This is a genomic window from Variovorax sp. IB41, assembly GCF_016405905.1.
Taxonomy (GTDB): Bacteria; Pseudomonadota; Gammaproteobacteria; order Burkholderiales; family Burkholderiaceae_C; genus Variovorax.
Genome location: NZ_JAEFCB010000007.1, coordinates 45,024 through 67,722 on the forward strand (window position 1 = coordinate 45,024; position 22,699 = coordinate 67,722).

At 67.7% G+C, this 22,699-nt stretch carries 22 protein-coding genes; 12 read left to right on the plus strand and 10 right to left on the minus strand.

Translation table 11 applies throughout. The features are described 5' to 3' along the window. Positions 1 to 233: 233 nt before the first annotated feature. The 10 genes from JC881_RS14855 to JC881_RS14900 form a co-directional block, all read right to left on the minus strand. Positions 234 to 1,238, minus strand: a complete 1,005-nt coding sequence (locus JC881_RS14855; RefSeq protein WP_198786483.1) for a Bug family tripartite tricarboxylate transporter substrate binding protein — start codon at positions 1,236 to 1,238, stop codon at positions 234 to 236. Between the two features lie 135 nt (positions 1,239 to 1,373). After that, positions 1,374 to 2,381: a branched-chain amino acid ABC transporter permease gene (locus JC881_RS14860; RefSeq protein ID WP_233101805.1), complete on the minus strand. Its 1,008-nt coding sequence runs from the start codon at positions 2,379 to 2,381 to the stop codon at positions 1,374 to 1,376. 5 nt (positions 2,382 to 2,386) lie between these two features. After that, positions 2,387 to 3,250 (minus strand): branched-chain amino acid ABC transporter permease, encoded by an 864-nt coding sequence (locus JC881_RS14865; RefSeq protein ID WP_198786485.1) that lies wholly within the window; start codon positions 3,248 to 3,250, stop codon positions 2,387 to 2,389. Continuing rightward, the gene (locus tag JC881_RS14870; protein ID WP_198786486.1) at positions 3,243 to 3,962 is read right to left on the minus strand and encodes an ABC transporter ATP-binding protein; all 720 of its coding nucleotides are present in this window, start codon (positions 3,960 to 3,962) and stop codon (positions 3,243 to 3,245) included. The genes JC881_RS14865 and JC881_RS14870 overlap by 8 nt, the downstream gene beginning before the upstream one ends. Continuing rightward, positions 3,959 to 4,678, minus strand: coding sequence for an ABC transporter ATP-binding protein (locus JC881_RS14875; protein ID WP_198786487.1), 720 nt, complete (start codon positions 4,676 to 4,678; stop codon positions 3,959 to 3,961). Before JC881_RS14875 ends, JC881_RS14870 begins: the two co-directional genes overlap by 4 nt. A 1-nt stretch (position 4,679) precedes the next feature. Beyond that, on the minus strand, positions 4,680 to 5,933 hold the full coding sequence (locus JC881_RS14880; RefSeq protein WP_198786488.1) for an ABC transporter substrate-binding protein: 1,254 nt from the start codon (positions 5,931 to 5,933) through the stop codon (positions 4,680 to 4,682). A 50-nt stretch (positions 5,934 to 5,983) separates the two neighbouring features. Next, the gene (locus JC881_RS14885; RefSeq protein ID WP_198786689.1) at positions 5,984 to 7,447 is read right to left on the minus strand and encodes an aldehyde dehydrogenase family protein; all 1,464 of its coding nucleotides are present in this window, start codon (positions 7,445 to 7,447) and stop codon (positions 5,984 to 5,986) included. A gap of 83 nt (positions 7,448 to 7,530) precedes the next feature. Beyond that, entirely contained in the window at positions 7,531 to 8,538 is a 1,008-nt protein-coding gene (locus JC881_RS14890) for a hydroxyquinol 1,2-dioxygenase (RefSeq protein ID WP_198786489.1), read from the minus strand. Positions 8,539 to 8,567: 29 nt separating this feature from the next. Next, on the minus strand, positions 8,568 to 9,089 hold the full coding sequence (locus JC881_RS14895; RefSeq protein ID WP_198786490.1) for a hydroxyquinol 1,2-dioxygenase: 522 nt from the start codon (positions 9,087 to 9,089) through the stop codon (positions 8,568 to 8,570). A 127-nt stretch (positions 9,090 to 9,216) separates the two neighbouring features. Beyond that, positions 9,217 to 10,179 carry a LysR family transcriptional regulator gene (locus JC881_RS14900; RefSeq protein WP_198786491.1) on the minus strand — a complete coding sequence of 321 codons (963 nt, stop codon included), beginning with the start codon at positions 10,177 to 10,179 and terminating at the stop codon, positions 9,217 to 9,219. A gap of 198 nt (positions 10,180 to 10,377) precedes the next feature. Between JC881_RS14900 and JC881_RS14905 the strand changes: the two genes are divergently transcribed. The 12 genes from JC881_RS14905 (at position 10,378) to JC881_RS14960 (ending at position 22,674) form a co-directional block, all read left to right on the plus strand. After that, on the plus strand, positions 10,378 to 11,469 hold the full coding sequence (locus JC881_RS14905; RefSeq protein ID WP_198786492.1) for a nuclear transport factor 2 family protein: 1,092 nt from the start codon (positions 10,378 to 10,380) through the stop codon (positions 11,467 to 11,469). Continuing rightward, on the plus strand, positions 11,436 to 12,947 hold the full coding sequence (locus JC881_RS14910; protein ID WP_198786493.1) for a L,D-transpeptidase family protein: 1,512 nt from the start codon (positions 11,436 to 11,438) through the stop codon (positions 12,945 to 12,947). Before JC881_RS14905 ends, JC881_RS14910 begins: the two co-directional genes overlap by 34 nt. Positions 12,948 to 13,371: 424 nt before the next feature. Further along, on the plus strand, positions 13,372 to 13,548 hold the full coding sequence (locus JC881_RS14915) for a Flp family type IVb pilin (RefSeq protein WP_198786494.1): 177 nt from the start codon (positions 13,372 to 13,374) through the stop codon (positions 13,546 to 13,548). 8 nt (positions 13,549 to 13,556) lie between these two features. Continuing rightward, a complete protein-coding gene (locus tag JC881_RS14920; protein WP_198786495.1) occupies positions 13,557 to 14,054 on the plus strand; it encodes an A24 family peptidase in 498 nt (165 codons plus the stop codon). 81 nt (positions 14,055 to 14,135) lie between these two features. Then, entirely contained in the window at positions 14,136 to 15,131 is a 996-nt protein-coding gene (gene cpaB / locus JC881_RS14925; RefSeq protein WP_198786496.1) for a Flp pilus assembly protein CpaB, read from the plus strand. A gap of 43 nt (positions 15,132 to 15,174) precedes the next feature. Next, positions 15,175 to 16,611 carry a type II and III secretion system protein family protein gene (locus tag JC881_RS14930; protein ID WP_198786497.1) on the plus strand — a complete coding sequence of 479 codons (1,437 nt, stop codon included), beginning with the start codon at positions 15,175 to 15,177 and terminating at the stop codon, positions 16,609 to 16,611. A 32-nt stretch (positions 16,612 to 16,643) separates the two neighbouring features. Next, a complete protein-coding gene (locus tag JC881_RS14935) occupies positions 16,644 to 17,933 on the plus strand; it encodes an AAA family ATPase (protein ID WP_198786498.1) in 1,290 nt (429 codons plus the stop codon). 6 nt (positions 17,934 to 17,939) lie between these two features. Then, the gene (locus JC881_RS14940) at positions 17,940 to 19,256 is read left to right on the plus strand and encodes a CpaF family protein (protein ID WP_198786499.1); all 1,317 of its coding nucleotides are present in this window, start codon (positions 17,940 to 17,942) and stop codon (positions 19,254 to 19,256) included. After that, entirely contained in the window at positions 19,249 to 20,253 is a 1,005-nt protein-coding gene (locus JC881_RS14945; RefSeq protein ID WP_332875243.1) for a type II secretion system F family protein, read from the plus strand. The genes JC881_RS14940 and JC881_RS14945 overlap by 8 nt, the downstream gene beginning before the upstream one ends. Next, on the plus strand, positions 20,250 to 21,233 hold the full coding sequence (locus JC881_RS14950; RefSeq protein ID WP_198786500.1) for a type II secretion system F family protein: 984 nt from the start codon (positions 20,250 to 20,252) through the stop codon (positions 21,231 to 21,233). Before JC881_RS14945 ends, JC881_RS14950 begins: the two co-directional genes overlap by 4 nt. Then, on the plus strand, positions 21,230 to 22,231 hold the full coding sequence (locus JC881_RS14955; RefSeq protein ID WP_198786501.1) for a hypothetical protein: 1,002 nt from the start codon (positions 21,230 to 21,232) through the stop codon (positions 22,229 to 22,231). Before JC881_RS14950 ends, JC881_RS14955 begins: the two co-directional genes overlap by 4 nt. Further along, positions 22,228 to 22,674: a DUF3613 domain-containing protein gene (locus JC881_RS14960; RefSeq protein ID WP_198786502.1), complete on the plus strand. Its 447-nt coding sequence runs from the start codon at positions 22,228 to 22,230 to the stop codon at positions 22,672 to 22,674. Before JC881_RS14955 ends, JC881_RS14960 begins: the two co-directional genes overlap by 4 nt. Positions 22,675 to 22,699: the final 25 nt, after the last annotated feature.

The window sequence follows — 22,699 nt, forward strand, 5'->3', positions numbered from 1 at the left end:
GGTAGGCGAAGCGGACACGAAGTGCCGCGCAGCCTGGGGGCGAGTCAACACCGAGGAGCCGGCTTCGCCGGGCCTGCGGTGTGCGCCCGGCAGGGGTAGGCGAAGCGGACACGAAGTGCCGCGCAGCCTGGGGGCGAGTCAACACCGAGGAACCGGCTTCGCCGGGCCTGCGGTGTGCCCCCGGTAGGGGGTAGGCGAAGCGGACACGAAGTGCCGCGCAGCCTGGGGGCGAGTCAAGCTTCCGAGTGGATGCCCTTCATGATGATCACGCCGCCCAGGCGCGCCGTGTCCGCGCGCATGCGGCGGGCCAGCGCCTCGGGCGTGCCGGGCTGCGCCTGCCAGCCGGTCTTCAAAAGCGCCTGCGCCACGTCGGGCAGGCTGGTCACTTCGGCCAGCGCCGCGCTGAGCTTGGCGACGGCGTTCTTGTTCATGCCCGCGGGTGCGGCCAGCGCGGTCCAGATCTCCAGGTCGGCGCCGCGCACGTCGGCATCGCGGATGGTGGGCAGCTCGCCCGCGAGCGGGCTGCGCTCGGGGGATGTCACGCCGATGGCCTTGAGCTTGCCGGACTTCAGGTGCGGCAGCGCCAGGCCCGGCGGCAGCAGCGCCAGCTGGATCTCGCCGGCGAGCAGGCCCGCAATCACTTGCGGGTTGCCGGTGTAGGGCTTGTGCTGCGCGGTGATGGCGGCGCGGCTCTTGAGGAGCTCCATGCCCAGGTGCCCCACCGTGCCCACGCCCGGCGTGCCGTACTTGCCGCCGGTACCCAGGTTGCGCGCCCACAGCAGCAGGTCGGCCGGCGTCTTGCCGGTCGCGTTGCCCGAGACCGCGAGCACCAGCGGCGCGGTGCCGACCATGCCGACGGGCGCGAAGTCTTTCTCGGGGTCGAACGGGATCGCGGGGTTGAGCAGCTTGGCGATGGTGAGGTTGCCGTTGATCAGCGCGCCGATGGTGTGGTCGTCGGTCGCCTTGGCCACCTGGTCGGCCACGAGGTTGCCGCTCGCGCCGGGCTTGTTCTCGACCGTGACTGGCTGGCGCAGGATCTTGGAAAGCGGCTCGGCGATGGCGCGGGCCGCGAGGTCGGGCGATGCGCCGGCGGGAAAGCCCACGAGGATGCGCACGGGCTTGGTGGGCCAGGCGGCTTCTGCAGCGGGCTTGGGCTGGGACCACGCACCGGGCGTGAACAACGACGTGGCAATGGCTGCAGCACCGCCTTCCAGCAAGCGGCGTTTGGTGATCTTCAAGGGGAGACTCCAGAGCGATGAAAAGAAGCGATGAATTGTCACCACTTTGTTTCATAACGTTACCGGATCATGCTGCACCGCGCAAGTCAGAAGGAGGTTCGCGCCGGGGCTTTTCGCATCGATGCGACAGCCCTTTCATTTCCTCGCCGGCACACCGAGCAGCCGGCGCTGCGTCGGAAAAAGCGACCAGCCCCAGCGCTGCTGCGCGTAGCCCCAGAGGCCCTGCTTGAAGAACAGCGTGACGACGATCGCCAGGAGCCCGAGGCCCAGCAGGTACCACGTGCCGTAGTCGCTCAGGAACTTGTTGAGCGCCCAGAAGATGAGCGCGCCCACCAGCGGCCCCTCGATGCGCCCGATGCCGCCGATGACCACCATGAAGATGGCGAAGGCCGTCCAGTTGACGCTGAAGGCCGCATCGGGGCTGATGCGCAGGTTGCCCACGAAATAGAGCGCCCCTGCGAGCCCCGCACCGAAGGCCGCGACCACGTACACCGCGAGCTTCATGCGTGCGACCGGAATGCCCTGCGACTCGGCCGCCACTTCGTTGTCGCGAATGGCCAGCAGCGCGAGCCCGCGCTTGCTGCGCAGGAACAGGTACACGAGCGCGATGGCCGCGACCACGCAGGCCAGCGCCATCCAGTAGGTGGTGCGCTCGCGCGTGGCCTTCTCGATGCCGCGCAGCGCGGTGAGCGTGGTGCCCGAGCCGCCGCCCACCACCGACACATTGGCGAAGCTCAGGCGGAACACTTCGGCGATGACCCAGGTGCCGATCGCGAAGTACCCGCCCGACAGGCGGAACGCGACGAACGACACCGGCACCGCGATGAGCCCCGCGGCCAGCGCGCCCAACGGGATCGCGACGAACGGATTGACGCCCGCGAAGTTGCCCAGCATCAGCATCACGTAGCCGCCGAAGCCGAAGAAGGCCTGCTGCCCGATGCTCACCATGCCGCCGTAGCCCGCGAGCAGGTTCCACATCATCGCGAAGATGAAGTAGCAGGCGATCTCGACGAACTCGCGCATCCAGCTCGACTCGCCCCAGAACGGCAGGCTCGCGGCGATGAGCACGAGCGCGATGCCGGCGATGAGCGCGGCGCGGCTCGCGGCGGTGGCGCGCTCGACGTCGATGAGGGGTGGGGGCATGGTGGTCATCCACGTGTCTTTGGAAAAAGGCCTTGCGGCCGCAGCACCAGCACGACCAGGAACACGATGTGCCCGAACCAGATGCCCCAGCCCGGATCGAGCCTGAAGCCGATCTGCTGCGTGATGCCGAGGATCATCGCGCCCGCGAGCGTGCCCCAGAACGAGCCCATGCCGCCGATGATCACGGCCTCGAAGGCGAAGAGCAGCAGCAGCGGGCCGTCCGAGGGCGACACGGTCGTGCGCATGCCCTGCAGCGCGCCCGCGACGGCGATCAGCACGAAGGCGATGGCGGTCGCGAAGGCGTAGACCTTCTTCGCATCGAGCCCCATGAGCTCGGCGATCTCGCGGTCGTCGGACACGGCGCGAAACGACCGGCCGAGCGCCGTGCGCGCGAAGAGCCATTGCAGCGCGCCGGTCGCGACGACCGCGATGGCCAGCACGATCAGCGGCAGCACGCCCAGCGAGAGCGAATCGCCGAGCGCCACGCCCTGCGTGTTGAGCCCGTTCGTCTCGATGGCGCGCGGGTCGGCCGAGAACAGTTCGAGCAACAGGTTCTGGATGACGATCGACAGGCCGAAGGTGACGACCAGCGAAGGCAGCGGGTCTTTGCCCAGCGTGCCGTTGAGCACGTAGCGCTGCAGCGCATAGCCGAATGCGAAGGCGATGGGCAGCACCGCGAGCGCGACGAGCCAGGGCACCGCATCGCCTGTCAATGAAACGCCCGCGATCACAGCGAACGCGCCCAGGATGATGAAGTCGCCCTGCGCCGTGTTGGTGAGCCGCATGACGCCGAACATCAGCGACTGGCCGAGCGCGAACAATGTGTAGAGGCCGCCGAGCAACACGCCTTGCACGAGGGTTTCAAGCATGGGCCGCCTCCATGCCGAAATAGGCCTGCGAGATCTGCTCGCGCGTGAGGTCGGCGGACCTGCCTTCGAGCGACACGCGGCCCTCCTGGAAGCAGTAGATGCGCTGGGACACCTGGCGCGCCATCGTCACGTCCTGCTCGACGATGACCACCGTCATGCCCTCGCCCGTGATGGTCGGCATGGCCGCGTAGATCTCGCGGATGACGATGGGCGCGAGGCCCAGCGAGAGCTCGTCGCACAGCAGCACTTCGGGGTTGCTCATGAGCGCGCGCCCGAGCGCGACCATCTGCTGCTGGCCGCCCGAGAGCGAGGTGCCGGGGTGGTGGCGCTTCTCGGCGAGGATGGGGAACAGGGCGTAGAGGCGCTGAAGGTTCCACGGACCCTTGCGGTTGGCGGTGGCGCCCATGAGCAGGTTCTCTTCGACGCTCAGGCTGGGGAAGAGGCGGCGACCCTCGGGGACCATCGCGAGGCCGCGGCGGACGATCTCGCCGGGCGGCAATCCGCCGATGGGCTCGCCTTTGAAATGGATCGCTTCGCGGGGCGCGCGCACGAGGCCGGTGAGGCTCTTGAGGAACGTCGATTTGCCCGCGCCATTGGCGCCGATGATGGCGACGAGTTCGCCGGCGGCGAGCGCGAAGTCGATGCCGAAGAGCGCTTGCGCGTCGCCGTAGAAGGCCTTGAGGCCATGCGTCGTGAGCAGTGGCGCGCTCATGCTTCCATCCCCATGTACACCCGCCGCACTTCCGGATCGTTCATCACCGCGCGCGGCTCGCCCTCGGCCAGCTTCTGCCCGAAGTTGATGACGAACAGCCGGTCCGCGAGCGACAAGAGCGCATGTACCACGTGCTCGATCCAGATCATCGTCACGCCGCGCGCCTTGATGCGCTTGAGTTCATCGACCAGCACCGCGGCCTCGGGCTCGGTGAGCCCGCCCGCGATCTCGTCGAGCAGCAGCAGTTGCGGCTTCGTCGCCAAAGCGCGCGCGAGTTCGAGGCGCTTGCGGTCCAGCAGCGTGAGGCCGCCCGCGGGCTTGTTCGCATGCGCCAGCAGGCCGGTCTGCTCCAACACTTCATGCGCGGTGCGCCACGCCTCGCGCTCGGTCTGCTGCCCGCCGAAGCACGCCGCCGTCACGAGGTTCTCGAACACGCTCATGTTCCCGAACGGCTGCGGCACCTGGTAGCTGCGCCCGATGCCCGCGTGGCAGCGCTGGTGGGGCTTGAGCCGCGTCACGTCGCGGCCCGCGTATTCCACGCGCCCCGCATCGACGCGCACGTCGCCCGAGATCAAATTGAACAGCGTGGTCTTGCCCGCGCCGTTCGGCCCGAGGATGCCCAGCGTCTCGCCCTCGGTCACCGCGAGCGAGATGTCGTCGGTGACCTTGAGCGCGCCATAGGCCTTGCTCACGGCATGCAGTGCCAAGAGGGCCATGTCAGAGCAGCCGCAGCGTGCCGCCGGTCGGAATGCCCTTGGCCGCCTCGTTGTTCACGATGGTGAGCTCGACCTTGTACTTCTTGCCCTTGCCCCACTGGCCGAGCACGAGCGGCGTCTTGCTGACATTCTTGAACGGGCCCTGCCCGCCCCACTTCACCGGGCCGACGACCGAATCGATCGAGGTCGATGCGACGGCATCGCGCACGTCGCCCGCCTTGAGCGACTTCGCGCGCGACAGCGCATTGGCCGCAACTTCGAACAGCGCATGCGCGAAGCCGATGGGCTGCGTCCACTGCTTCTTCGCGCCGGCTTCATAAGCTTCGGCCAAGGCCTTCGCGCTCTGCTTCGTGAGGCTCGAGGTGAACGGATGCGACGGGCTCCACCACACCTCGGTCGAGAGGCCGTCGCCCAGGTCGCCGAGCGCCTCGATCGCGCCGGGGAACAGCAGTGCCTTGCCGAGCGTGATGACCTTCGGCTTGAAGCCCTGCTGCCGCGCCTGCGTGAGGAAGGTCTTGGCATCGGGCGGAATCACCACGCCCGTCACGATCTCCACGCCCTCTTTCTTGAACGCGGCGATCTGCGCGCTGAAGTCCTGCGTGCCGTTCTGGAAGCGGCCCGGGTCGGTGAGCGCGAAGCCCATCTGCGCGAGCGGCTTGGGAAAGCCCAGCTCCTTGTCGCCCCACGCATTGCCGTCGCCATCGTTCGGGAACAGGCCGCCGACCTTCTTGTTGGTGGCAAGCGTCTTCCAGCCGTTGGTGTAGTTGGCAATGACGTCTTCGAGCCCCCAGAACACGTGGTACGTCCAGTTGAAGCCCTTGGCCGGATCGCCCTTGCGCCCGAAGAACCACGGCTGCCACGGCACCACGCTGGAGATGCAGGGCACCTCGTTGAGCTCGCACGCATCGCTCACCGGGTTGGCGGTTTCGGGCGTGCCGGCCGTGAGCACGAGCGCGACCTTGTCTTTCAGGATCAGGTCGTTGGCCACCTCGCCCGCGCGGTTGGGGTTGGACTGGCTGTCCTTCAGCACGATCTGCACCGCGTACTTTTTTCCGCCGACGCTGATGCCGTCCTTGAACGCGGTCTTCATCTGCTCGATGACCCATTTGTCGGCCTCGCCGAAGGGCGCGAGCGGGCCGGTCTGCGGCGAGACGTAGCCGATCTTGAGCGTGTCGGCCGCGAACACCAAAGGTGCCGCGCCCGAGGCCACGAGCGCGGCGGTGGCCTGCGTGAATTGCCTGCGATTGAATGTCATGGTTGTCTCCGTCTCTTGTATGTATGTCGTTTGCCGCGGGGGCCAGGGAGTCAGCGCGCGAAGTGCGGCGGTATCTGCGCGTCGACGTTCACCCACACGCTTTTCACTTGTGTGTATTCGCGCATCGCATCGAACCCCATCTCGCGGCCGTAGCCGCTCTGGCCGACGCCGCCGAAGGGCGAGCCGGGGTTCACGCGCTTGTAGCTGTTGATCCAGACCATGCCGGCGTGCAGGTCGCGCGCGACCTTGTGGGCGCGCTGCAGGTTGTTTGTCCACAGGCCGCTGCCCAGGCCGTAGTCGGTGCCGTTGGCGATCTGCATCGCCTCTTCGTCGTTCTTGAAAGTGAGCACGGTGACGAAGGGGCCGAAGACTTCTTCCTGCGCGACGCGGTCCTTGTACGACTTCGCGCGCATCACGGTGGGCTCGACGTAGCAGCCCTTGGCAAGATCGCCGCCGGGCGACTTGCCGCCCGCGAGCAGTTCGCCGCCCTCGCCTTGCGCGACCTCGACGTAGCTCAACACGCGCTCGCGGTGCTGCGCGCTGGTGAGTGGGCCCATCTCTGTGTTGTCGTCGAGCGGGTTGCCGAGGCGGATGGATTTCGCGAGCGGAATGAATTGCTCGAGGAACGCATCGGCGATCTTCTCGTGCAGCATGAGCCGCGAGCCCGCGATGCAGGCCTGCCCCTGGTTGTGGAAGATGGCCCACGCGCTGCCGTTGACGGCGGCCTGCAGGTTCGCGTCTTCGAACACGATGTTGGGGCCCTTGCCGCCGAGCTCGAGCTGCACCTTCTTCAGGTTGCCCGCGCTCGCCTGCACGATGCGCCGGCCCGTCGCGGTGCTGCCGGTGAAGGCGATCTTGGCGATTTCCGGGTGCTCGGCGATGTACTGGCCCGCGACGCTGCCCAGGCCCGGCAGCATGTTGACCACGCCGGGCGGCAGGCCCGCCTCGGCCATCAGCTCGGCGATGCGCAGCGACGAGAGCGGCGTGATCTCGGCCGGCTTCATCACGATGCAGTTGCCGGCCGCGAGCGCGGGCGCCATCTTCCAGCTGGTGAACATCAGCGGAAAGTTCCACGGCACCACCTGGCCGACGATGCCCACGGGCTCGCGCAGCGTGTAGTTGAGAAAGCCCTCTTCGACCGGAATGGTCTCGCCCTGGAACTTGTCGGCCATGCCACCGAAGTAGCGAAAGCACGCGGCGGTGCGCGGCACATCGAGGCGCCGCGAATCGCGGATCGGGTGGCCCGTGTCGAGCGATTCGAGGCGCGCGAGCTCTTCGCCGTTGGCCTCGATGAGGTCCGCGAGTTTCAGCAGGATGCGGCCGCGGTCGGCGGCGGCCATGCGGCTCCATTTGGGGAACGCGCGCTTTGCCGCGGCGACGGCCTTGTCGACGTCGGCCTTGCCCGCGAGCGCGACATCCGCGATGGGCGTGTTGTCGTGCGGGTTGAGCGTGGCGAGGGTCTCGCCGGATTCGGCGTCGACGAAGCGGCCGTCGATGAAGAGCTGGTGACGGATGGACGAAGCAGGCATGAGTTTCCTCTCCCTCCCCGCGCGGGGAGAGTTGGATGGGGGGCGTTCGGCAGGAAGAAAGGAGCCGGTCAGAACTGGACCGGAATCTCCGGGCTCTCGCCCTTCTGGATCTCGTACACGAGGCTGGGCGAGCCGTTCTCCCACACGAGCAGCATCGAACGCTTGGGGCTGAAGCCCTGGTGGCGGCAATACGCGGGCATCGCGGCCATGTCGCCGGCCTTCATGATCACGCGGGCCATGGGCTTGCCGGTGTTCTTGTCGCCGCAGTCCCAATGGATCTCGTCGGTCATCTGGAAGAACCACTCGACGCGGTCGTTGCCGTGGATGATCGGCAGGATGTGCTCCTCGGTCGTCGGGCACATGTAGCTGTGCTTGACCACCGAGGTGAAGCTCGGGTTCCAGGTGACCTGCGAACGGCTCAGGAAGCCGAAGAGGTTGAAGGCGTGCACCTCGTTCTCGAAGCCGGGCTCGGGGTGCAGCGCGGGCTCGCCCTGCGGCACGTCGGCGAAGGCGCGGTTGATGGGCGCGCCGCGCGCATCGCTGCGCAGATCGAGGTCGCCCTTCAGGCCCACGCAGCGCTTGGCGAGCTCGCGCGCCCTCGTGATCTTGGCGGTGTTGTTGCCGCTCTTGCGGCCATAGGGCGAGCCGGTTTCCTGCGGCGCGCTGAAGGGATCGAACGCCTCGTTGGTCCAGTCGTCCAGCATCGCTTCGAAGGTGGCGCGGATCTGCGCGGTCGGAAAGTTCTCCAGCAGGTCGATGCCCGCGTCCTTCATCGTGCCGTTGAAGCTGCCGGCGTACAGGTCGACCGAGTCGTAGTGGTTGACGGTGCCGAACACGTCGTCGAAATTCACCCAGCCGTAGAAGAAGCCCCAGGCCACGTCGCGCATCAGTGCGCGCAGGTAGTTGCCGGCGTCCAGCGTGTGGCTCATGGGGCGGCCGTCGCGGGTCTTCCAGCCGATGTGCACGAAATATTCGTCGCGGCGAAAGCGGAAGCTGCCGAGCGAAAAGTCCTTGTAGCCGAGCGTGGCGTCGGGCTGCGATGCGATCACGCGGGCGAGTTCTGCGGGGGCGTTCATGGTGTGTGGCTCCTGGGTGCGTGCTGCGTTCAATGCGATTGGCAGATGTCGGCCCACTTCTCTACCGAGAGATCGCCCTTGCAGCTTTGCAGGACGATCACGCCCGGCTCGCCGGCGGTTCGGAACTGGTAGGCGGTGTTCTTCGGCAAGAGGCCCTGGTGGCCGCGCGAGAGCTTCATCCAGCCCATCTTCTTGCCCTGCGGTTCGCCCTTCACAAGCACGGCGCCGTTCTTCTCCTTGTCGGCGACGGCCTGGCTCGCATCGAGCTGCACGAGGTGCACTTCGACCTCGCCGTCCATCACCAGCGCGAACTCGTCGTGCGCGCAGGTGAACCAGGGCGAGGTGCCTTCGGCGCGCAGCGTCTCGAGCACGTAGATCTGGTTCTGGCCGAAGACGACCTTCTCGTAGGGCCGGCTGATGCTGGCGATCTCGAAGCAGTTGGAGAACGCGTAGTGGCGCACGTCGTCGTCGATCGGCTCGACGTGGCCCTTCTCGAAATGCTTGAGCGAGCCGAAGCGTGTCTGGTAGGCGGTGGAAGCGGGGGCTGTCATGGCTTGTCTCCTTGAATGAGCGAACTCTAGGAGTCATGCCGTCCCGCCGGTAGGGACCAGTTTGGAAGAGGATTATTCGGAGTCTCCGAACAATCGGCCGGGTTTACCCGGCAACGCTATTCCGTCCCTAACCGCTGGATCGGCTGAATTCGATGAGCTCCGCCGGGATCATTCCGCGCTCGATCAGCGTCGCGTCCCAGGGCGGCACGCGCGTGAAACGCGTGGCGATGTGCTCGATGAAGAGGCGCAGCTTGAGCGCATTGCGCGAGGTGCCCGCATACACCGCGCTCAGCGAGAACGACGAGAGCTGGTGCTCCGCCAGCACCACGCGCAGCTCGCCGCTCGCAATGGCATCGCCCGCCACCAGCGTCGGCAGGCACACGATGCCCGCGTGCTCCAGCGCGTACTCGCGCAGCAGGTGCACGCTATTCGTGAGCAGCGCCGCGGCCAGGTAGATGGTGGTCTGCTCGCCCTTGTGGTGAAAGGTCCAGCGGTCGCGCGTGGGGTAGCCCGAATAGAGGCCCAGCTTGTGTCGGTGCAGCTCGCGCGGCGTGGCCGGCGTGCCGTGCGCCTCGAGGTACGCGGGCGTGGCGCAGAGCAGCCGCCGCACCGGGAAGAGCGGCCGCGACACCAGCTCCTGCGAGGCGGCCGGAAAGATCTGCAACGCGCAATCGACGCCGGCCTTGACCGGATCGACCACCGCATCGCTCACGATCAGCTCCAGGTGGATGTCGGGGTAGGTGGTGTGGAACTCGTGCAGCAGCGATGCGAAGCGGCCGAGCACCATGCCGGTCAGCGCATGGACGCGCAGCGTGCCCGACGGTGTACCGCGCGCGTCGCGCATCTGGTCGACGATGTCGTTGGCGCGGCCGACCAGCTCGGTGCAGTCGCGCAGGAATGCCTGGCCCATGTCGCTGAGCCGGACCACCCGCGTGCTGCGGTGGAACAGCGGCGCGCCGAGGAACTCCTCCAGCTGCTTCACGCGCGTGGTGACCACCGAATTGGCCACCCGCAGCTGGCGCGCGGCCTCCGCGAAGCTCTGGGTCTGCGCGACGCGAACGAAGGTTTCAATGCTTTGGAGGCGGTCCACGGCGGCACTGTACTGCGCGGGCCTGCTTTTTGCGTCCGGCAGCGGGGCGCCCGGCACCCCATGGGGGAAAGCCCGGGGCCGGGCCGTTGCGGGCAAGACGAAAGACCGTCATCCCTGTGTCTGAAGGTTAACTGGCCCACTTACAATCCTTGCCGCCAACCCGCTGCGTTATCCACCCCCTACGAGGTCTTGTCCGCAATGCCCAAGAGCCCCCGGCCTCGCGCCCGCTTTCCTTTTTCTCCCACCGTGCGCGCACTGCTGCTGGCCGTCGCCGCCTGCGGCGTGGCGCTCCCGGCACTGGCCGCGGTCGAGCATGAGGACGTCGACCGCCTCATGCAGGCCGGCAAGCTCGACGAGGCGATGACGAAGGCCGATGCATTCCTGAAGGACAAGCCGCGCGATCCGCAGATGCGCTTCCTGAAGGGCGTGATCCAGCTGGACACCGGCAAGCGCGCCGAGGCGATCGCCGCCTTCACCCAGCTCACGCTGGACGCGCCCGAACTGCCCGAGCCGTACAACAACCTGGCGGTGATCTACGCGAGCCAGAACCAGTTCGACAAGGCCCGCGGCGCGCTGGAAAGCGCCATTCGCACCAACCCGAGCTACGCCACCGCCCAGGAAAACCTCGGCGACGTGTACGCCCGGCTCGCGAGCCAGGCCTACAGCAAGGCGCTGCAACTGGACCAGAACAACACCGCTGTGCAGCCCAAGCTGGCCGTGATCCGCACGCTCTTCACGCCGACGCCGCCGGGCGCCAAGCCCACGGTGCTGGTCGCCGCGGCCGCGCCGGAGCGTCCCGCACCCGCGGCCAAGGCACCGCCAGCACCTGCGCCGACGCCCGCGCCCGCGCCCGCACCGGCCGCCAAGGTGGCCGCCGCGCCCGCACCTGTCGCCGCACCGGCCAAGGCGCCCGAAGCCACACCGGCTCCGGCCCCTGCCGCCGCACCGGCCGCCACCGCCGAGATCGAAACCGCCGTCCGCGGCTGGGCCTCGGCCTGGGCCGGCCAGGACATGGACCGCTACCTGGCCGCCTACGGCCCCGACTTCACCCCCGGCGGCGGCCAGAGCCGCAAGGCCTGGGAAGAAGACCGGCGCGCGCGCATCGTGGGCAAGTCCAGCATCAGCGTGAACATCGAGAACCTCGTGATCAAGGTCGACGGCCAGAACGCCACGGCTAAGTTCCGCCAGATCTATCGCGCGGACAGCCTCAACATTTCGAGCCGCAAGACGCTGGACCTGCAGCGCTCGGGCAACCAATGGCACATTCGCAAGGAAAGCGTCGGCGGCTAGTGACAGACATCGTCCGGCGCGGCCGGCTTCAGAATCCTCCGTTCCCGCGCCGCGGGAACCTGCTGGCAGTGCTGATGACCGCGTCGGCGCTGATGCTGGCGGCGCCCGGCGCCGCCTTCGCATCGAACAAGCCGGGCAGCGCAAAGACCAGCAGCAGCGTCAAGGCCGGCAAGAGTGCCGACAAGGCCGCCGGCAATCGCCGCGCTGCGCATGCGGCGGGCAGCCGGTCTTCCGCCAAGGAAGCCAGGGCCAGTAAGTCGGTACAGGCCAAGGGCAAGAAGGCATCGCTGGCGGAGACGCGGACCGCTTCCGCCGCAACCGCCGCCAAACCCAGCCGCAGGTCCGCGCCCGCCGCCTCCATCCAGGAAGCCGGCAGCGCCGAAGCCCGGCTGATTTCGGTCTACGAGATGTTCGGCCGCGGCCAGGCCCGCCCCGCGCTGGCCAAGGCGCGCGACCTGGTGCGGGACTATCCGAACTTCCAGCTCGCGCAGCTCGTCTACGGCGACCTGCTCGCGGCACAGGTGCCGCCCACCAATTCGCTTCCGGACAACGCCAGCATCGCGCGCCTGCGCGGCAACCCGGCCATGTCCGAGCTGCACGAGGAATCGCGCCGCCGCCTGCAGGCTCTGCGCGAGCGCCCGCCCGCGGGCACCGTGCCCTCGCAGTTCCTGTCGCTCTCCACGCGCAGCCGCTACGCCATCGCGGTGGACGCCTCGCGCTCGCGGCTGTACCTGCTGGAGAACTCCGACAAGGGGTTGAAGCTGGTGGCCGACTACTACATCTCGGTGGGCAAGTCGGGCACCGACAAGGTCACCGAGGGCGATGCCCGCACGCCGCTGGGCGTGTACTACATCACCAGCAGCCTCGATCCGAAGTCGCTGAAGGACTTCTACGGTGCGGGCGCCCTGCCCATCAACTACCCGAACCCGTACGACGTGCGGCGCGGCAAGACCGGCGGCGGCATCTGGCTGCACGGCACGCCGCCCCAGCAGTTCGCGCGGGCGCCGCTGGCGAGCGACGGCTGCGTGGTCATGGCCAACCCCGACCTGAAGCAGCTGCTGCGCAAGGTGCAGATCGGCGCCACGCCGGTGGTCACCGCGCGCAGCCTGCAATGGATATCGCCCCCGCAGGCCGAAAAAGAAGCCCAGACATTTACCAGCGCAATTACCGCCTGGAAAGATACAAGAGCCAGCGGAAATGAAGCGCAATTGAAGAAATTCTATTTGCCCGATTTCCAGCGCAATAGCAAAAAATCGACCGAAGGTATTTCGGTGCTCCACGACGAAGTGGAATATGCACAAGGTAAACGCGTGCAGTTCAAGGACATGTCGTACCTGCACTGGCGCGACGGCGACGACACCATGGTCGCCACCTTCGGAGAGGTCTTCGAAGGCGAGAAGAGCGGACGCACCCGGCGCCAGTACTGGCTGCGGCAGGGTACCGAGTGGAAGCTCTTCCACGAAGAAATCCTTGGCTGAACCTGAGTTCAGGCCCTCTCTGTGACGAGGGCACCCCTCGAATCTGTGATTTTTTGCGCATGCCCAGCGCCTATTTTGGGTGTTACAACTCGCCTTTCCGGACCCCGTGCTACGTAACACGTAACACGTTTGTTCCCGTAACACCCCCCTTCCGCGCGTTCCCGACACCGTAACGCCCCCTCCCATCTTCATGGGAGGCCGGGGCCGGTTTACAGAGGGAAAAATACGTCTCTCGATTGTTAACTAACCTGACCAAGATCGTTCTGGACTGGGTGGCAGGAGGCTGGCCGCCATCCTGCTACGTACTTCTCCAATATCACACGAAGGACCTCACCCACCCGGGTTTGTCTTGTTGATACACGGAGTTACGCTGTATAACATCCACATCGTCAGTCGTTGTTCAACTCTCCTCAAGGGGTAAATCATGCTCAGCTCTATTACTCGTTTTCTGCGCGACGAAGAAGGCGCAACCGCAATTGAATATGGAATTATTGCGGGGCTTATTTCAATTGCAATCGTGACTGTGCTTCCTGGACTTGGCGACCGACTCGAAGGAGTTTTTACACGGATCACCACCGCACTCCCTGCTGTCGCTCCTTAAGTACAGCCGTGGCATTGGGATGCCTGCTCTGGCTTCTTTTCGTCACCGTCTATGACTTCCGACAACGCCGCGTCCCGAATTGGCTTGTGCTTGCAGGAGCCGCTGTGGCTCTTGCCGCACTCGCCCTCGGGATGCAGCCTTTCGGAATCAATTGGACTTCGGCACTTCTCGGCGCGGGCGCCGGCTTCGGCCTTCTTCTGCTTTTTTATGCTTTCGGCCTCATGGGAGCAGGCGACGTGAAATTCGCAGGTGCTCTCGGGCTCTGGTTTGGCTTGACCGCCATGGCCCCCATCTGGATCGTCGCCAGCCTCCTGGCCGGCGCGCACAGCGCGTTGTGGCACCTCCTGCAACGCTGGCCCTTTTCTCCGTGGCTCATCTCGATCTTGGCGGGCCCGACTTTCGCAGCCAACGGCGGCGCCGCGCCGCGCCGGGCTCGCTTCGTTCCTTACGCGGCCTATCTCGCACTGGCCGCGGCGGCATGGATGGCGTGGGAGCGACAGAGCTAGCAGCTTCCTGCCTCTGTCACCGCAGGCCATTCATTCCTCACTTTCCATGATTGCTTGCTCTCACTCCTCAGCCCGCCGCCCATGATCAATCTCACCAAAATCCTCGCAGCCATCCTGGTGCTCCTGGCCATCGCACTGGGCGGCTATGCCTGGATGCTGAGCCGGCAGGCGCCCGCGCCGATCGCGGCGACGACCGCTCCCTCGACCGCTTCCACCAAGACACAGCAGGCGCAGGTCTACCCGGTCGTGGTGGCCGCCAAGCCTCTGCCCGCGGGCCAGGCGATTCCCGCCGATGCCTTGCGCGTGGAGCGCCTGACGATCAATCCGGCTGGCGCGTTCCAGGACCTGACCGTCGCCGCCGGCCGCGTCCCCGTGCTGGACCTCGCCGAAGGCACGCCGGTGATGGAAAACCAGCTGGTCTCGGGCCTCGCCCTGCGCATTGCCGAAGGCGAGCGCGCCGTCGCGGTGAAGGCCGACGAGGTCATGGGCGTGGGCAACAAGCTGCAGCCGGGCGATTTCGTCGACGTCTTCATCACGCTCAAGTCCGACGGCAAGGATGTGGACCGCAGCCAGGCGCGCCTGCTGTTGTCGCGCAAGCGGGTGCTCGCATTCGGCAACGCATCCGTCGACGGGTTGCCGTCCAAGTCGGCCGACAAGTCCGGCGCGCAGCAGGCGCAGCGCGCCGAACCGGCCCGCACCGCGGTGCTCGCCGTGCCCGTCGATGAAGTGAACCGCCTGACCATCGGCGACGCCAGCGGCAAGCTGCTGCTGGCCTTGCGCAACCCGACCGACTTGTCGGAGCCGGACCCCAAGCTCTTCGCCGACCTGCCGACCGCCCTGCAGCCCGTGCTGGCCAAGGCGGGCGAGCCGCGCCGCGCACCGCTCGAAGGCCTGGACCGCGCCCAGGCAGGCCTCACCGCCGCCGATCTCGTCACCGGCGGCAACGGCCCGGCCCTGCGGCCACAAGCGGCGCAGGCGCGCGTCGCCAGCGGCGCCCCGCGCGCCGCCGGCCCCGCCCGCACAGGCCTGCAGGTCGAGGTCATTCGCGGCGAGAAAAGCGAAACCGTGAACTACTGATTGCCGATCGCGCAGCACGACACCCGTCATCCAGGAAAAACAAATGCACCACACGCCCAGCGAGCCGACGACCAGCGCCACTCGCAGCCCCGGGGAAGTTTCATCGCGGCTGCTGCGGCCGTCCCTGATCGCCCTGTGCGCGATGGCGCAAGCCGTCTGGCCGCTGGCATCCACCGCCGCCGACGCGCAGGCGGGGCGCTCGCAGAAAACGCAACCACAGCCGCTGCAAACGATGCAACCGCTGCAGCTGCAACAACCGCGCACGCTCACCCTGGGCGCCGGCACGCAGCAGGAACTGCTGATCGACAAGGGCATCGACCGCATGGCGATCGGCGATGAAGCCGTCGCCGGCGTCGCCATCACGCGCAAGACGCCCAACTCGCCCGCCGCCCGGCTCATCGTGACCGGCAAGACCGCAGGGCGCACCACGCTCATGGTCTGGGAAAAGGGCAACAGCGCCGCCACCACCTACACGCTCGAAGTGCGCCGCCGGTCGTCCACGCTCGCGGGCACCATGGACAGCATGCCCGCACACCAGCAGGCGCGCGACACCGTGCTGGCCAGCACCGCCGACAAGGCCGAGCTGGTCGACCGCTCGGTCGTCAACGTGCGAAGCAACACCGTGCAGGTCGAGGTGAAAGTGGTGGAGTTCAACCGCAGCGTGCTCAAGCAGGCGGGCCTGAACATCTTCAGCACCCGCACCAACTCGAACGGCTTCAGCTTCGGCGTGTTCACGCCCTCGTCGCTGCAATCGGCCACCTTTGCGTCCAACGGCGGCATCGCCACCGAGCAGAACAATCCGCTGGCGCAGGCCTTCAGCCTCCTGTTCAATTTCAGCAAGGCCGGCATCGGCCTGAACGTCGGCTTCCTCGAAGGCAACGGCATGGCGCGCGTGCTCGCCGAGCCCACGCTGGTGGCCATGTCGGGCCAGAGCGCGAGCTTCCTGTCGGGCGGCGAGTTGCCGGTGCCGGTGCCGCAGGGCCTGGGCACCACCAGCATCGAATACAAGCCCTTCGGCATCGGCCTTACGCTGACGCCCACGGTGCTGTCGAACGAACGCATCGTGCTCAAGGTGGCGCCCGAAGCCAGCGACCTGGACTACACGAATTCGCTGAGCATCAACGGCGTGGCGGTTCCGGCCATCTCCACGCGGCGCGCGGACACCACGGTGGAGCTGGGCGATGGCGAGAGCTTCATCATCGGCGGCCTCGTGAGCCGCACCACCACGTCCAATGCGGACAAAGTGCCGCTGCTGGGCGACCTGCCGATCCTGGGGTCCTTCTTCAAGCAGAACAAGTACCAGATGAACGAGAAGGAGCTCGTGATCATGGTCACGCCGCACCTCGTGAAGCCCATCGCGCGCGGCACCGACCTGGCGCCCTACCTGCCCGGCTCGGCCGAGCAGCGCGACGGTGCCGTGTGGCGCTCGTATTTCCTCGGCGGCGCGATCGATACAGCGGTCCCGGGCTTCTCGCGTTGACAGCGACAGCCCCATCCTCGCCAGGCAACCCCATGAACGCTCCACGCGACAACATGCCTGAAGTGGGCGCAGAAACCTACCTGTTCGCATCGGGCAACGGCAGCCACATCACCTGGCTCACCGATGCGCTCTCGCGCCTGGGCTCGGTGGTGGTGCTCGGCCCGGACACCAAGTCGATCGACGAGCGCATCGCGCTGCTCGGTCCGGTGGCGGTGTTCATCGATTTTTCGCTCGACCAGAGCGAGGCCGCCGGCCCGCTGCATCAGCGCCTGAAGCGCGACTGGCCCGCGTTGCCGGTGCTCGCCACCGGCGTCTCGTCCGAGCCCGCTGCCATGCTCGCCGCGCTGCGTGCGGGCGTGGACGATTTCGTCGACATGTCGGCCGCCCCCGCGGATGCGGTGAGCACGCTGCGAACACTGATCGAGCGGCGCAGCTCCCAGCAGGTGAGCACGCGCGGGCGCACGCTGGCCCTGCTCGGCGCACGCGCGGGCCTGGGCGTCACCACGCTGGCCACCAGCCTCGCGCTGACGCTGAACGACGTGCTCGCGCAAGCGCAGGCACAGGCACAAGCTGCACGTGGCGCGGCCCGCGCCGCGCGCCACGGCGTGGCACTGCTCGACCTGGGCCTGCCGGCACGCGACGGCTTGCTTTACCTCGATACGCAAAGCGGCTTCAGCTTCGTCGATGGCGTGCGCAACCTGCGCCGGCTCGACCAGACGCTGCTGCACACGGCGCTGGCGCATCACAGCAGCGGCGTCGCGGTGCTGCCGCTGCCCGCGAGCCTGGCGCAGGTGCGCGAGATCTCGCATGCCGATTCGGTGGCGCTCATCAAGCGCCTGACCGATTTCTTCGATTTCCAGATCGCCGATCTGGGCGGCTTCTCCACCATCGACTTCGTGGCGCAGACCGTGCGCGAAGCGCAGCGCACCTGGGTGGTCTGCGACCAGAGCATCGGCGCGATCGTGTCCACCGCCAACCTGCTGAAAGACCTGCGCACGCGCGAGGTCGACACGACGCATCTCTCGCTGGTGGTGAACAAGTTCGACAGCCACGTGGACCTCACCGCCAAGGACATCGCCGAGCGCCTGGAGCTGCCGCTGCATCACGTGATTCCCGCGCGCAGCGCACCGTTGCTGTCGGCCGCGAGCCGCGGCGAGATGCTGGTGCGCACCGCGCGCAACGACCCCTATTCGCAGGCCGTCGCGGGACTGGCCCGAGGCCTGCAGCAGGAATTCATGTCTCCAACAGGCCAACCGCCGGCCAAAGATCCTCGCTGGAGCGCGCTGATTTCGCGCTTCCGCAAGAGCCCAAGTGAAGGTTGAGCCCACATGTCCAACGATATCGAATTTGCCGACGACGACCAGGCGTTCATCAATTCGCAGCAGTTCCAGGACATCAAGAGCTGGACGCACGATCACCTGTTGAGCCGCATCGAGGAGCTGGGCGCGGAGTTCGGCCGGTGGTCGCGCGCCTCGATCCAGCAGTTCGTCGAGCTGGAGGTGGACAGCTTCGTTCGCCTTCGCCGCGTGCCGATCAACGACCGCGAGATGCAGCTCATCTCCGACGCGCTGACCAAGGAGCTCGCGGGCTTCGGTCCGCTGGAAGACCTGCTCAACGATCCGGCGGTGGAAGACATCCTGATCAACGGCTACCAGAACGTGTATGTCTCCCGCCACGGCATGCTGGAGCGCGAGACGGTGCGCTTCGCCGACGCCGAGCATGTGATGCGCATCGTGCGCCGCATCCTCGCGCCGCTGGGCCGCCGGCTGGATGAATCCAACCCGATGGTCGATGCGCGCCTGCCGGACGGCGGGCGCATCAACGTGATCATCGAGCCGCTGGCCATCGATGGTCTGTCGGTCTCGATCCGCAAGTTCCGGAAAGAGCCTCTCACGCCGGCCGACCTCGTGAAGCTCGGCACCTTCGATGCGGGCATGGCGCAGTTGCTGGAGATCGCGGTGCGCGCGCGCTGCAACATCCTCGTGAGCGGCGGCACCAGCTCGGGCAAGACCTCGCTGCTGAATGCGCTCGCCAGCTACATCCCGGCGCGCGAGCGCGTCATCACCATCGAGGACACCGCCGAACTCTCGCTGGGCACCAGCCACGTCGTGCGGCTGGAGAGCCGCCCGGGCGGCTTCGACGGCACGGGCGTCATCTCCATTCGCGACCTCCTGCGCAACAGCCTGCGCATGCGGCCCGACCGGATCATCGTGGGCGAAGTGCGCGGCGCCGAAGTGATCGAGATGATGCAGGCCATGAACACCGGCCACGAAGGCTCGATGGGCACCATCCACGCGAGCTCGCCGCGCGAATGCCTCTACCGGCTCGAAATGCTCGCGGGCTTCGCGGGCTACCAGGGCAGCGAGGTGAGCCTGCGCCGCCAGATCGCCAATGCGATCGATTTCATCGTGCAGATCGGCCGGCTCTCGGGCGGCCAGCGGCGCATCATTTCGCTGAGCGAAGTCACCGGCGTGAACGACAACATCGTCGCGATGCAGGAGCTGTACCGCTACGAGCCCGTGGTCTCGCCCGACGGCGAGGAGCGCGACCGCTGGGTGTCGCTGGGCATCGCGCCGCATTCGCCCAAGATCACGCGCTTTCGCCAATCGATGACGCGCGCGGCGCAGGGGGACGGCCGTGCGTGAAGGCCTGGCGACCGTTGCCGTGATGGTGGCCGTCATCGCGCTGCTTGCTGCCGCCGCGGGGCTGCTGCTGTGGCAGTGGGCGAAGAAGCGGCAGGTGCGGCAGGCCGCGGAGCGGCACCTGCGCCAGCAGATCCTGGCCAGCAGCTCGCCGGCCATGCCGGTGCCGATGCCCGTGCGGGACATGGCCGCCAACGAGCCGCCACTGGGCCTGACCACCGACCCCTGGCTGGAAACCGAGGCCACGTCGAAGGCCACCGTCCACACCGGCGTGCTCGACAAGGTGTTGCCCGGCTGGCTCGTGGGCGTCGTCCAGCCGCGCACCGTCGTGCTGGGGCTGGCCGTCATCGTGGTGCTCTGCGTGGTGGCCGGCGCCATCGGCGGCTGGCTCGCCGCCTTCGGCGTGCTGCTGCTGATGCTGCTGGTCGCGACCTTCGTGCTCTGGCTCCAGGTGCAGAAATTTCGCCGCAAGCTGGTGAGCCAGTTGCCCGCCTACATCGACGCCATGGTGCGGCTGATCACCATCGGCAACTCCACGCAGGCGGCCTTCCAGCTGGCCATTTCCACCACCGAGACGCCGCTGCGCGGTCACCTGGAACGCTCGGCCGCGCTGGTGCGCGCGGGCGTGGACCTGGACCGCGCGCTGCACCAGACCGCCGCCAACGTGCGCGTCGAAGAGCTGTTTCTGCTGGCCTCCATCCTGGGCCTGGGCGTGCGCTACGGCGGCCGCGCCGACCTGCTGCTGGAGCGCGTGGCCAACTTCATGCGCGACCGCGAACAGGCGGAGCACGAGCTCGTCGCGATGTCCGCGGAGACGCGGCTCTCGGCCTGGATCCTGGGCCTCTTGCCGGTGGGCGTCGGGGCCTTCCTCATCATGAGCAACCCGGGCTATTTCCTTGGCATGTGGAACGACGGCACGGGCCGCATCCTCATCTTTTCCGCGCTGGGCCTGCAATTGGCGGGTGCCGCGCTTCTCTACCGCCTGGCGAGGCTGGCATGACGTTCACGCCCAATCAGCTGGCCATCTTCGCCCTGGTGCTGCTGGCCATGGGCCTGATGGTCGGCGCCGGCGCGCTGATCGCGGCCGAACTGCGGCGCACGCGCAGCGGACAGGTCATCGGCCGTGCCATCCGCCAGGCCGGCACGCCGGCCGAGGCCAAGGCCAAGGCAGACGACAGGGCCGGCCCCGAGACCGTGCCCGATGCCGAAACGCCGGCGCACGCCGACCTCGAGCTGCCCTTCCACTGGCTCGATTCGCGGCTGGGCCGGGCGCTGGTGGCGGACGAGGACAGGAACCTCATCGACCAGTGCGGCCTGCCGTCCAAGCGCACGCAGCTGGTCTTCCTGGTCACGCGCATCCTGCTCGCGCTGGTGCTGCCGTTCCTGGTCTATGTGGTCTGGGGCGAAAACCATGCGCAGCAGCGCACGGTGGTCCTCGTGCTGGCGGCCTCCTTCGTGATCGGCTTCATGGCGCCCAAGTGGGTGCTGGGCCGCATCGCCGCCGGGCGCCGCGAACGCGCGGCGCAGGAGCTGCCGCTTTTCATCGACCTGCTGCGGCTGCTGCAGGGCGTGGGCCTGAGCCTGGACCAGAGCCTGCAGATCATGGCCACCGACTTCCTGCATGTGCTGAAGGTGCTCGGCCACGAACTGACGCTGGCCAACAACCAGTACAGCCGCGGCCGCACGCGCGAGCACTCGCTGCAACGCCTGGCCACGCTGCACAAGAACGAGAACCTGCGCGGCCTCGTGTCGCTGCTGGTGCAGGTCGACCGGCACGGCGGCGCGGTGCAGGAGCCGCTGCGCATCTTCAGCGACCGGCTGCGCGAGCACCGTCGCTCGGAGATGAAGGAGCGCATCGGAAAGATCACCGTGAAGATGACCGGCGTCATGGTGACCACGCTGCTGCCGGCACTGGTCATCGTGACCGCGGGGCCGGGTTTCATCGCGATATTCCGTTCACTGGGAGCCGTCACCAAATGAAAACCCTTGCCACTTCCATTCGGTCGCGCCGCGCAGGCCGCATGCTGGCCTGCGCGGCCGCGACGCTCGCTGTGCTGGCGATGGCCGGCTGCGGCACCCTCAAGGACCAGTACGCGGCCAGCAACGACGCGCAGCAACGCGCGGCGGCCGAGGCGGCCGTCGACACGAAAGCCGGTGCCGCCATCGACACCAAGGCCACGTACCTGCGGCTGGTCGAGCAGATGCAGAACGAAGGCCTGTGGTTCGCGTCGCTGGCCCACATCGATGCGCTGGAGCAGCGCTGGGGCGTGTCGCCCGAATCCACGCGCGCGCGCGCCGATGCGTTGCGCCAGACCGGCCAGGCCGCCCCGAGCGAAGCCGCCTACAAGCGCCTCATGGGCACGCCGCTGGAGAGCGCCGGCTACCGGGGCCTGGGCCTCCTGGCAGGCGCGCGCGGCAGCTACGCCGAGGCCGTGCAACTCTTCAAGCAGGCCCAGCGCCAGACCCCGACCGATGCCCTGCTGCTCAGCGACCTGGGCTATGCGAACCTGCGCGCGGGACAGATCGCCGATGCCCGGCTGCCGCTGATGCAGGCGCTGCAACTGAGCCCGAACAACACCCAGGCCCAGGCCAACCTCGCGCTCTACCTCGAAGCGACAGACCAGAGCGAGCAGGCGAACCGGCTGATGGAAGCCAACCGCATGCCCGCGGCCAGCCGCGCAGCCGTGCGGGAGGCCGCGCAGCAACTGCGCACCGGCGCGCCGCTCGCGGCAACCGGCGCGGCGCCGCTGGTCGCTCCTTCGGCAGCTTCTTTGGCCACTCCTTCGGCCGCTCCCTTGGCCGTTCGCCCGCTGCCGAGCGGCACGACGCTGGCGCGAGACGATGCAGCGCCCCCGCCCCTGGCACTCAAGGCATCGCGCTGGGCCGGCATGGGCGGCGTGCGCACCGCCAGCCAGCTGAACCCGTCCACCGCGGATTCCGCGGCGTCACCCAACCCGACCGCACGAGCCACCCCATGAAAAAAGAACACGCCTTTCGCCTTGCTGCACGCTCGTCCGCATTCGGCGTGAGCGTCGCACTGATGGTCTTCGCGCCCGCCGTGCTGGCGCAGGAAGCCAAGCCGGCCGCGCCGACGATGCAGGCCCAGCCTTCGACAGCGCCTGCGAACACGCAAGCGTCCGCACCCGTGCCCGCGCCTGTGCCGCCGCAGGACCAGGAAGAAATGGCCGAGGGCGAAGACTTCGTCTACGAACCGCTGCAAGTCGGCGATGCGACGCAGGGCCTGCTCGCCTGGCAGCGCAGCGGGGAAATCGCCTCCACCACGCCGCGCCCCATCGCGGGCAGCGTTGCCACCCGCAGCTACGAGCGGTACCTCAAGAGCTTCGAGTTTCCGATTCCGGAGCGCATGAGCTCGTCGGTCAAGTCGTCCTCGGGTTCGGGCAGCGGCGCCGCGCCCAGGTAAGCCCGCGACAGGACCGGCACGAGCT